This is a genomic window from Aeromonas sp. 602396 (genome assembly GCF_049173735.1).
GTDB lineage: Bacteria > Pseudomonadota > Gammaproteobacteria > Enterobacterales > Aeromonadaceae > Aeromonas > Aeromonas veronii_A.
Map to the genome: position 1 here is coordinate 425,569 of NZ_JAAKSD010000002.1, position 10,339 is coordinate 435,907.

7 protein-coding genes are annotated in these 10,339 nt (G+C 51.8%); all 7 read left to right on the top strand.

Going from position 1 to position 10,339, the window contains the following annotated elements; translation table 11 throughout:
• The first annotated feature begins 79 nt into the window (after nucleotides 1-79).
• Nucleotides 80-1,009, top strand: coding sequence for a TIGR01212 family radical SAM protein (locus G5229_RS05540; protein WP_266135585.1), 930 nt, complete (start codon nucleotides 80-82; stop codon nucleotides 1,007-1,009).
• A gap of 351 nt (nucleotides 1,010-1,360) precedes the next feature.
• A complete protein-coding gene (locus G5229_RS05545) occupies nucleotides 1,361-3,505 on the top strand; it encodes a type I secretion system permease/ATPase (RefSeq protein ID WP_421208750.1) in 2,145 nt (714 codons plus the stop codon).
• Nucleotides 3,498-4,931, top strand: coding sequence for an HlyD family type I secretion periplasmic adaptor subunit (locus tag G5229_RS05550; RefSeq protein WP_216953334.1), 1,434 nt, complete (start codon nucleotides 3,498-3,500; stop codon nucleotides 4,929-4,931). Before G5229_RS05545 ends, G5229_RS05550 begins: the two co-directional genes overlap by 8 nt.
• Before the next feature lie 37 nt (nucleotides 4,932-4,968).
• Nucleotides 4,969-6,294 (top strand): TolC family outer membrane protein, encoded by a 1,326-nt coding sequence (locus G5229_RS05555; protein WP_216953335.1) that lies wholly within the window; start codon nucleotides 4,969-4,971, stop codon nucleotides 6,292-6,294.
• 138 nt (nucleotides 6,295-6,432) lie between these two features.
• Nucleotides 6,433-7,185, top strand: a complete 753-nt coding sequence (locus tag G5229_RS05560) for a transglutaminase-like cysteine peptidase (protein WP_254204305.1) — start codon at nucleotides 6,433-6,435, stop codon at nucleotides 7,183-7,185.
• A gap of 3 nt (nucleotides 7,186-7,188) precedes the next feature.
• Nucleotides 7,189-9,114 (top strand): EAL domain-containing protein, encoded by a 1,926-nt coding sequence (locus tag G5229_RS05565; RefSeq protein WP_216953336.1) that lies wholly within the window; start codon nucleotides 7,189-7,191, stop codon nucleotides 9,112-9,114.
• 269 nt (nucleotides 9,115-9,383) lie between these two features.
• The coding region (locus G5229_RS05570) for a retention module-containing protein (RefSeq protein WP_421206388.1) at nucleotides 9,384-10,339 on the top strand (956 nt) is incomplete at its 3' end.

Sequence of the window (10,339 nt, forward strand, 5' to 3'; positions counted from 1 at the left end):
ACCCTCTCCGCTAGCTTGATCCAGCTCAGTCCCTGTTTTGCGCAAGCTCGTACAATGGCGCTCCTTTAGCGGAGGTGTCATGCAGTTACACGAACTCGTCAATACATTCGGTCAGGATCTCAAGCAGCGTCATGGTCAGAAGATCCACAAACTCTCCATCCATGGGGCCTTCACCTGCCCGAACCGTGACGGCACCCTGGGCCGCGGTGGCTGCACCTTCTGCAACGTATCCTCTTTTGCCGACGAGTCGGCTCAGCAACTCTCCGTGGTGCAACAACTGCTGGCTCGCCGGGACGAAGTCACCCGTGCCAAGCGCTATCTTGCCTACTTTCAGGCCTATACCAGTACCTATGCCGAGGTCGAATATCTGCAGCGGATGTATGAAGAGGCGCTGTCGGTGAGCGATATGGTGGGGCTCTGTGTGGGCACTCGCCCCGATTGCGTGCCGGATGCGGTGCTCGATCTGTTGGCGGGCTATCAGGCCCGGGGTTACGAGGTGTGGCTGGAGCTCGGGCTGCAAAGCGCCAATGACAAGACCCTGCAACGGATCAACCGCGGCCACGGTTATGCCGCCTATGAGGATGCGGTAAGACGTGCCCATCAGCGCGGCATCAAGGTATGTGCTCATCTGATCGTCGGCCTGCCGGGCGAAGTGCCAATGGACAGCCTCGATACCCTGCATCGTATCGTTGAGACCGGTGTTGAGGGGATCAAGCTGCATCCGCTTCATGTGGTAGAGGGCAGTACTCTTGGCAAAGCGTGGCAGGCGGGGCGCCTTGAGGTATTGACGCTGGAGCAGTATGTGGAAGCCGCTGTCGCCATGATCCAGCACACACCACCCGAGGTGGTGTATCACCGGATTTCGGCATCGGCGCGCCGCCCAACCCTGCTTGCTCCCGCCTGGTGCGAGAATCGCTGGACTGCGATGGCGGACATTGCACGAGCACTCTCCTTGAGTGGCCCTCAGGGTCATGCACTGGGAAGACCCTTCATACTTCCTGACCTATAATTGAGTTCGTAATTATTATTTTCACGTAAAACATAGGGTTATATAAAAAGTTCATACCATAAACTATAGTTTTGGTACCTGCAGGTTGATATAGTGATGCGCCACAATAAATGCCATTATCAATTAACACCTCCATTTACCTGAGGGAGGCGTCGGCATGATGCTCACAGGCTGGTTTTACCAATCATCATGCAAGGAAAATTGGTGGTGAGTGTCACGATGTATCCGGATAGGTTTATTCCCTGATCAGGCTCATCTGTGGGAGGGGGCTCGTTTTTAGAGTCGCTATAGCAGGAAAATATGAGTGATACCCCTCTCGTATCGACCTTATTAATGCAGTGACGGGATGCTATGCAAGCAGAAACAAGTCGTATCGATGAGTTATTGGAGTGTCTGGTCTTCTTGACCCGCTTTTATGGTGTGCCCAACAGCCAGGATGCCCTGACGACCGGGTTGCCACTGGTCTCCGGACGACTGACTACAGCACTCTTTTGTCGTGCTGCCGAGCGGGGCGGGCTATCTGCCCGTGAAGTGATCCAGCCGCTTGATCAGATCTCTCCCTTGCTGCTGCCTTGCGTATTGCAGATGCGCTGTGGTGGCGCCTGCATTTTGCTGGAGTGGAACGAAGATCGCAGCCAGGGGAAAGTGATTTTCCCGCAGGCTGGTGATGCCGCGCAATGGCTGACCGCAGCCCAATTGGGTGATGAGTATCTGGGGCGCCTCTTCTATGTAAAGAAGCAGTTCAAGTTTGACGATCGCTCTCCCAAGGTGCTGGAAACCCGTGATGGACACTGGTTCTGGAGCACTTTGTTTGAATCTCGCGGAATCTATCGCGATGTGCTGATCGCCTCCATTCTGATCAACCTGTTTGCCATCGCCAGCCCTCTTTTCACCATGAACGTCTATGACAAGATTGTACCCAATCTGGCGTTTGATTCGCTCTGGGTGCTGGCGGTCGGGGCCATGGTGGTCTTTACCTTCGATTTTGTGATGCGGCAGTTGCGCAGTTACTTTATCGATATCGCTGGCAAAAAGTCTGATGTTCTATTGTCTGCCAAGATTTTCGCCAAGGTGATGGGCATGCGGATGGAGTCTCGTCCCGCTTCCACCGGCGCTTTCGCCAAACATCTGCAGGAATTTGAATCGGTGCGGGAGTTTTTCACTTCCGCGACGGTTTCTACTCTTATCGATCTCCCTTTTGCTGTATTCTTCCTCTTTATTATCTGGATGTTTGCTGGCGTGATGGTGGTGGTCCCCATCGTCGCCATGCTGATCCTCATCGCCTATAGCGTCTATATTCAAGAGCCGCTCAAAAAGTCCATCGAAGAGGGTTCCCGGCTGGCCTCTCAGAAAAATGCCAACCTGATCGAAAGTATTTCTGGGCTGGAAACGGTCAAGATTTTTGGCGCCGAGAGTCTGTTCCAGCACCGTTGGGAGCAGGCTGTTTCCCATATTTCCACTTGGGGTGTACAAACACGGCGAATTACCAACTCCATGTCGTCACTGGCCAGTTATATCCAGCAGGTTGTGACGGTCGGTCTGGTGATCGTCGGTGTTTACCAGATCTCCGAAGGCTTGGTCACCATGGGGGGGATGATTGCTGCCGTGATGCTCTCCAGCCGTGCCATTGCGCCCATGGTGCAACTCTCAGTGTTGTCGACCCGTTATAACCAGGCCAAATCTGCACTGGATATTCTGGAAAAAATCATGCAAACCCCGGGTGAGCAGGAGGAGGGCAAGCAATATATCCATCATCCGGTGATTGCCGGTCGAATTGAATTCGAAAATGTTTCGTTCAAATATCCAGGAATGGAAACCAGCACCCTGCACCATATCAATTTGCGTATTCAGCCGGGTGAAAAGGTGGCAATTATCGGCCGGATTGGGGCGGGTAAAACGACCCTCGAGAAGTTGTTGATGGGGCTGTATCGGCCGACTGACGGTTCGGTCCGGATCGATGGTTTCGAAATAGACCAGTTACCTCCCTCGGTGATTCGTCGCAATATCGGTTGTGTTCCCCAAGATGTCATTCTCTTTTTTGGTTCGGTGCGAGACAACATCATGCTGGGTAATCCGCTGGTGGATGACGTGAGAGTCTTGCGCGCTGCCAAGCGGGCGGGCGTCACCAATTTTACCAACCGTGATCCCAACGGGTTGGATCGGCAGATCGGCGAGGGTGGCCGCCAGCTCTCCGGTGGCCAGCGTCAGGCGATCCTGCTGGCACGCGCCCTGCTCAATGATCCCCCCATTCTGGTGATGGATGAGCCTACCTCCAACATGGACAACCAGTCCGAGATGCAGGTCAAACAGGAGCTCGCCAGACTGGGCCCGGAAACCACCTTGATCCTCATCACCCACAAGACCTCAATGCTGGATGTGGCCTCGCGGGTTATTGTCATCGAGCAGGGACAGATTGTGGCAGATGGCCCCAAAGAGGTGGTGTTGCAGCAGTTGAAGGAAGGCAAGGTGCGCGTGCAGGAGGTGTCCCATGGTTAAGGGGCTCATGGACTGGTTAAAACGCAGCAAAAAGGCGCCTTCCGGTGATGTATTGCCGGCCCCCGAGCATCTGGAGTTTGTCGATGACGGCGCGGCCGCTGTGTTGCTTACTACCCCAACCGGTGCCCGCATCCTGTTGTGGTGCTGTTTCCTCTTTTTCATGAGTGCCATCGTCTGGGCTGCCTGGGCCGAGCTGGATGAAGTCACCGTGGGTCAGGGCAAGGTGATCCCATCCCGCCAACTGCAGGTGATCCAGAATCTGGAAGGGGGGATAGTAAAAGAGATCTTCGTCAAAGAGGGAGATATCGTCGAGAAGGGACAGCCGCTGCTGCGTATCGATGACACCCGTTTCCGCTCCGATTTTCGAGAGCGTGAGCAGGAGCTGGTCACTCTGAAAGGAGATATTGCCCGGTTACGGGCCGAAATGGCCAGTGTTGAGGTTAAAAATGACCCTGCACTGGGGTGGCGTGAACAGGTAGTGGTGGGAGAAGCGCCAATTCAGTTTCCGGATGGCTATGAAACCGTCTTTCCCGAATATGCCAACCGTGAACGCTCGGTACAACGGGATCGCCTTAATAACCTGAAGAACCAGCTCTATATTCTTGGTCAACAGATCGAGCAGAAAGAGCAGGAACTGATTGAACTGAATGCCAAAATTCGCACCGTGAATCGCAGTGTGGATCTGGCCAGACAAGAGCTCAATATTAGCCGTCCACTGGCAAAAGAGGGTATAGTGCCTCAAGTGGAGCTAATCAAGCTGGAGCGGCAGGTCAACGAGATGCAGGGGGAGCTGGAGAGCAACCGTCTGCTGATCCCAAAACTCAATTCGGTGTTGCGTGAGACTATTTCCAAGCGCAATGACATAGCGCTGAAATTCCGTGCTGACTCCCAGACGGAACTGAATGAGAAGCAGGGGCGACTTGGCCAGTTGTCAGAAGGGCAGGTTGGCTTGCGAGATAGGGTTGATCGGACCAGCGTGATTGCTCCGCTCAAGGGCACCATCAAGAAACTCAAGATCAACACTCTGGGCGGCGTGGTGCAGCCCGGCATGGATTTGATGGAGATAGTGCCGCTGGAGGACACCTTGTTGGTTGAAGCCAAGGTGTCGCCGAAAGATATCGCCTTCCTGCGACCGGGGCTGGATGCCATCGTCAAGATCACTGCCTACGACTTTACAATCTATGGAGGATTGCATGGCAAGGTTGAACAGATAAGTGCGGACTCGATCCAGGATGAGGAGGGGAACTCCTTTTATCTGGTTCGGGTGCGTACCGAGAAGAGTTACTTGGGCGATGAGCTTAACGCACTTCCCATCATCCCCGGTATGTTAGCCAGTGCTGATATCATTACTGGTAAAAAAAGTGTCCTAGACTATTTACTTAAGCCGATTTTACGGGCTAAGCAGTCGGCACTGAGAGAACGATAAGCCAACAATCTAAAAACAAAACATGACTGGAGATAACATGAAAAAAACGATTGTTGCCATGCTGGTCAGTGGCATCACCCTGATCCCTAGTTTGGGTCAGGCCCAGACTCTGGAAGAGTCGGTGGCACAGACACTCGCTACGCATCCCAAGATCAAGGAAGCGTTTGATCTCTACCAGGCACGCCTCTATCAGCATGATGGCGCCAAGGGTGGCTATTATCCAACGATCGATCTGCGTGGCGGCGTAGGCTATGAAAAGACTGACAGCCCTTCTACCCGGGCTGCTGGTTCAAACAGCAATATTGATGACTCCATGACTCGCAAAGAGGCTGGGCTCAGTTTGCGGCAGATGTTGTTTGATGGCTTTGATGTCAGCAACAACGTCTCCCGAACTGAAGCTGAAGCCAACGCCCAGCGTCTGGCGATGATCTCCGAAGCAGAGAATACCGCGCTGCGAGTGGCTGAGGTCTACCTCAATATGCTGCGCCAGCAGGAGATCCTGGAACTCTCCAAACAGAACCTGGAAACCCACGAACAGATCCGTAGCGACATTCAGAAACGGACTGATTCAGGGCTTGGTTCTACTGCTGATCAGACCCAGATTGATGGTCGTGTTGCCAGGGCCTACGCCAACCAAGCCGCCGCTGAAAACAACTACCGTGATGCGGAAAGCGAGTTTATTCGGGTGGTTAACGAGGTACCAAAAGATCTCGTTCAACCGGTACCTAATGCCGAGTTGGTCCCGGCTAGTCTCGATACTGCCCTGAAAACGGCGACAGAAGTTCACCCGACCCTGCTCTCATCCCTGCAAGATATTGAAGCGGCCAAGTATCAGCATGAAGGTGCCAAATCCGGTTTCTACCCTAACGTCACTTTTGAAGTGGACCAAAACTGGAATGAGGATATTGATGCCGTTAAAGGTCGCAATGACGATCTGACAGCTATGGTGCGGATGCGTTACAACCTGTTCCGAGGTGGTTCTGACGTAGCCGAGAGCAATGCAACTTCGGCACTGTACTCTCAGGCGAAAGACATTCATCTGAATGCATTTCGTCAGGTAGAAGAGGGAACCCGTTTGGCATGGAATGCGAAAGAGTCGCTGGCCAAACAGAAAACCTTCCTTAAAGAGCATGTGGATGCAAGCTACGATACCGTTCAGGCATACAAGAAGCAGTTTGGCTTGGGTCAGCGAACCTTGCTGGACGTATTGAACACCGAAAACGAATTGTTCGAAGCGCGTCGCAGTTATATCACTGCTGAGTATGATGCATTGCTGGCGGACTATCGCATCCTCAATGCGACTGGAAGTCTGCTCAACGCATTTAGCGTCAAGCAACCCGCTGAATGGCAGCCCAGGCAATAACCGTTTGCCAATGATCCCGCCGGGATGATGATGAACGCCAACATGGTGACTGCAGCTGGCAGTCACCATGTTTGGCTAAAGCAGGTGGTTGCGCGGTTTTTGAGGAGTGCAGAAGCAATCATGCAGCAGGCATATGACGTGACACTCCAGCGTGGTACCGGAGGCAGATGGTATGATCTCCTCAATAAATGGAGATACCGATCTCTACGTACTCTGCGCCACTCCTTATGGATCCTGCTGTTACCCTTCTCACTTTTGCTCTGTGCCAGCCAGCCTCTGCCACAGGAAGACCTCAACTTGATCAAGCGGGCGGAGCAGACCTATGGCGCCAGAGCTGGCAAGCGTGTAACCAGTTGGCGCATGCTGGTGATGGAAACGAAGGGAAAGGCACTGAGCGAGACGAAAAAGCTCGAAAGAGTGAACAACTTTTTTAATCAAATGCGCTTTGTTGATGACATCAAGTTGTGGCGCAAGAAAGATTACTGGGCAACCCCGCTCGAGTTTCTGGGAGCTGCCGGAGGAGATTGCGAAGATTTCAGTATTGCCAAATATTCCACACTACTGGAATTGGGGATCCCGGATGAAAAAATGCGGATGGTTTATGTCAAGGCCCTTGATTACAACCAGTTCCACATGGTGGTGGCATATTATGAGACCCCCTCTTCTGTTCCGGTTATTTTGGATAATTTGATAGGCTCTATTCGACCTGCTACCCAACGGCGAGATTTGGTACCTATCTATAGTTTTAACGGTAGTCACTTGTGGTTGATGAAGGCGCGAGGCCAAGGGGAGCTGGCTGGCCAATCATCTCGCTTGGGATTATGGAATGATTTACGCAATCGCATGACATCGGGGCGATTGGCTAGGCCTGTGGTGAATTTGGATGATTAACCTATGACGCTTTATAGACAGTTATTGGCCACCATGTTGCTGTTGTTTGGACTGTTGTTTGCAGCTACGTATTGGGTGCAATTCAATTCGACACGAACTTATCTGGCACAACAGCAGGAGACAACGGTAATCAACACCGCTACGTCACTGGGACTGGCATTAACTCCTTATCTTGAAAATGGCGACAAGGTGGGAGCTGAGTCGGTGATTAAGGCCATATTTGATGGTGGTTATTACCGTATGGTTCGTCTTGACCTGCTTGCGTCGAAAGATGTGATTGAAGAAGAAAACAGCAGCCGTATTCAAGGTGTACCTGACTGGTTTATTGAACTTGGCTTGTTTCCGGAAGTATCCAATGAGTCAATTCTGACGTCTGGCTGGCTGCAACTTGGCAAGCTCAAGGTGGTGGGCCACCCAGGACAAGCCTATCACGAACTGTGGGCAGGGATGAGCGAACTGGCGACCTGGTTTGTGATTGGATTTTTGGTAACCACGATCTTGCTTATGCGTGCACTTAATTTCCTGTTAAAACCGCTCAAGCAGATTTGTGAGCAGGCCGTCGAGATTGAATTGCATCATTTTGGGCATACCATTCCAGAGCCCAAGACCTATGAATTGAAGCAGGTTGTACAAGCGATCAACATCTTATCCGGAAAGTTGGCGGTGCAGTTCAAAGAGCAGGCCGACGAGGCGGAGAAACTGCGTGAACGAGTTTATGTGGATGCCGTTTCTGGCTTGGGTAATCGAGCCTATTTTGTTGGTCAGGTTAATGCCTGGATTGCAGAATCTGGCCAAGGGGGCATCATGTTGGTTGCGGTAGATATGCTCGATGATATCTACCGTGATGAAGGTTTTGCTGCCCGTGATAATATGGTCAAATCTATAGCACAAATCTTACGCGAACAGCTTAAGGGATGGGATGGTGCAGCTGTGGCGCGGATATCAGCGACCGAATATGCTCTGCTCTGCCCGACAGATGATTTGGGTCAGCTTAAGGAGTTGGCAGAAATTATCAATTCTCGTATTGCTGATCTGGTCGTGAACCCAATGGCGGAGGGTAATCCTCTCTCCGTCATTGGTATTGCAGGCCGTGATGGTAATGATGATCTCTCAGTCCTGTTGACTAAAGCGGATAATGCACTCGGCAAGGCGCGTAATGAACGCCGTGGTGCTGTTGTCATGGAAGGGGGAGCCGAGCAGGGGTTGATGGGGCGCTTGGCATGGCGTGATTTGGTTCAGGATGCTATTTCGCATCACCTCTGGCGATTCAAGGCTCAGCCAGCTTGCCGATTTGATAACGGGGCCAGGTTGCATGCCGAGTTGTTTGCATCTATCTCTCGCGATGGCACGGACTATTTTGCCGGTCAGTTTTTGCCTGCCATCGAACAGTTCAAATTGGGGGGCGATTTTGATCAGGCAATACTTGATGCATGTGTTCCCTTACTGCACAAACAAGCGGATCTAGTGCTGGCAATTAATATAACGGCAGGTTCGCTTTGTTCGGATGAGTTTTTGACCTGGCTGACGCACTATCTGGTCGAACATGGCGAATTGAAAGAACGGCTGTTATTCGAGATACCCGAGGCAGCCATTATGAAGCACAAAGATCATGTGGCCGCTTTGGTAGGCGCATTGCAGGTCCATGGTTTCCAGTGGGGGGTTGACCACTACGGCCGTCACTTCCAGTCACTGGGCTATCTGGAGGAGTTAGCGCCTGCCTATGTCAAGGTGGATCACGGTTATACCAGTCAGGTCATGGAGCCGGGTGCTGACACCTCATTCTTGGCTGCAGTGTGCCGAGCTGCACACAATGCCGGTGTGACCACCATTGCAACCCGCGTCGAAGATCAACATCAAGTGGAACTGCTTTCCAAGTTGCATATCGATGGTTATCAGGGATTTGTGCATCCTGCTTTCCCCTTGTCTTGATTGATATGTGCAGTGTAGAAATGGCCCCGAATGGGGTCATTTTTTATATCAATACAATATATTTTTTGATTTTTTTATTATCAAATTAATATGGGTGTTATTTGGTTCCATTTATATCGTTATGATTTTAATGAAGAAAAAATAACCTTTCGATTTTATTCTCTATATCGGTTTGAGGGCAGTCAAACCTATAGATTATTGCAACGGAAAAGCACGTTATCTCCCTCTACGGTGTAGACATCAAGATCTGTCACGTTGGAGCAATGGATATGCGTACCCAAATCATCGACAAGTCCGTGGTTGTCTCAGCTATCGAAGGGAATGTGGAGATTGTGCTGGCTGATGGCAGCAGTCGCCCCCTGCAAAAGGGGGAAATACTCCAGCCCGGTGCCAAATTGACCATAGCGGATGATGCCAAGCTTGTTCTTTCCCCCTATGACGATACACCAGCGCAGAATGTACCCACCGGTTCCGAATTAGCAGAACCGGGACAACCGCAAGGTGGTGCCAGCACGGAGGGCACTCCTTCTGACATTGCTGCATTGCAAGAGTCAATTTTGCAAGGCGTTGACCCGACGCAAAACTTTGAGGCTTCAGCAGCAGGTGGTGCACCTGCTGCCGGTGGTGGCGGTGGTATTGGCGGGGTAGCAGGAGCAAGCGGCAATGGTGGCTTTGTCACCATTGATAGAACCGGTGATGCGACCATTGCCGAGGCCGGTTTTGATACCAATTATCAGGCTGAACCCATTATCAACACTGAGCAAGCGGCTGAACCACTGTTAGAACCGGAGCCACTAACTAATCTCTTGTTGGATGAGAGTGAAGTATTTTCGATGGATGAAGATAACCCTGTCAGTGGTGATCTTTTGGCCAATAGCTCCAACCCGGATGGTCCCTTGGCTCAATCCATCATCAGCTATAGCTGGGGTAGTAATATTGATGTTCCCGCAGGTGTTACATCGACCCTTACTGGCATTGGTACGCTGATCATCAACAGTGATGGCTCTTTCACCTTTACCCCCGCTCCTGACTATTCTGGTGCAGTTCCTACAGTAAGTTATCTGGTCACCGATAGTTCTGATGTTGTTACTTCGACCTTGACGCTGATAGTGACGCCACAAGGTGACATCGACTTCAACGTCGAGGCCCTGAATGCGGGTGCGACCGAAACGGATGGCACGGTACAGGTGCTGCTGACCAACACGGTGAGTATCAGCGATGGCGA